The 1364-nt window shown below is 49.6% G+C and carries 1 protein-coding gene; it reads left to right on the forward strand.

Annotated features, from left to right (window positions below; genetic code table 11):
• Positions 1 to 48: 48 nt before the first annotated feature.
• On the forward strand, positions 49 to 567 hold the full coding sequence (locus STRDD11_RS13070; RefSeq protein ID WP_277593125.1) for an ROK family protein: 519 nt from the start codon (positions 49 to 51) through the stop codon (positions 565 to 567).
• Positions 568 to 1364: the final 797 nt, after the last annotated feature.

Below are 1364 nucleotides of genomic sequence, written 5' to 3' on the forward strand. Positions count from 1 at the left end.
CAAGACACAGCTTCCCTGCGCTGTCATGAATGATGCCAAGGCCGCCTTCTGGCTGAGGTTTGGAAAGGGCATCTGCAAAACAGCCGCAATGCACTGATTTTGACGCTGGGTACAGGGCTTGGCGGCGCTATACTGCTAAATGGCCGCCCTCTGCAGGGGCAGCATTTTCAGGCCGGGGAGCTGAGTTTTGTTTTGAATCATCCCGACGGCTCTCTCTCTGAAAACTGGTGGGCCAGTCAGGCATCTGGCGTTTCCTTTGTCGAAAGAGCGGCCCAAGTACTGGATTTGCCGGACAGGCAGGACGGCAAGGCTGTTTTTGAGGCGATTGCCGGCGGCCAGCACCCTCAGCTGAACCGTCTGTTTGAGCAATACTGTCAGGATTTGGCTTTGATTGTCTATAATCTGCATACGATTTTGGATTTGGAGAAGGTGTTAATCGGCGGCGGTATCAGCAGCCAGCCGATTCTTTTGGATGGTATCCGCTCAGCTTACAGCACAATCAAGAAGTCTTCTCCAGTCTTAGACAGCATGCTTTCTGATGTGGAAATTGACAGCTGTGCCTTTTAAAAACGAAGCCAACCTGCTGGGGGCCGTCTGCCACTTGAGAAACAGTATGTGAATCGAGTATAAAAGAGGAGACTGGACCAGACTCCCATCAAATAATAGAATACAGGAAGAGGCTGAGACAGACTCCCATGATGGCTGTGCCCTCACCCACAGAGGGATGGATCTTTTGGAAGATACCGTATAAGACTCCCATGATGGCTGTGTCCTCACCCACAGAGGGATGTACCTTTGGGAAGATACCGTATAAAAGTCTTTCAGTCTCGCTTTGTTTTGGTAAAAAACTTTTGACGCGGCAGCTGATTGCTCAAATGCTCCAGTGGAGGTTTTGAGGTTATAGATAGAGCTTCCGAGAGGAAGCAACAAAAGCACTGCTTTGAGGTTGCGGATAGGACTTGCGAAGCAAGTCTCAACTTTGTTCGTCTTTTAGACTCCAAAAAGCTCCTGCATTGAGGAAAACTCTGTTTTACTCATCCCCAACCTCTCACAGTCCTCCGGACTGTTTTGACACAAACTGCGTTTGTTTTATCTCCAACCTCTCACAGTCCTCCGGACTGTTTTGACACAAACTGCGTTTGTTTTATCTCCAACCTCTCACAGTCCCCCGGACTGTTTTGACACAAACTGCGTTTGTTTTATCTCCAACCTCTCACAGTCCCCCCGGACTGTTTTGACACAAACTGCGTTTGTTTTATCTCCAACCTCTCCCAGTCCCCCGGACTGGGAGAGCCTCGCGGGCTGGGAGTGAAAAGGTTTGGGGAACCTTTTCAGCCTGAGCTTAGAAATAAAAGAGCGAAGGG

The organism is Streptococcus sp. DD11, from assembly GCF_001578865.1.
Taxonomy (GTDB): Bacteria; Bacillota; Bacilli; order Lactobacillales; family Streptococcaceae; genus Streptococcus; species Streptococcus panodentis.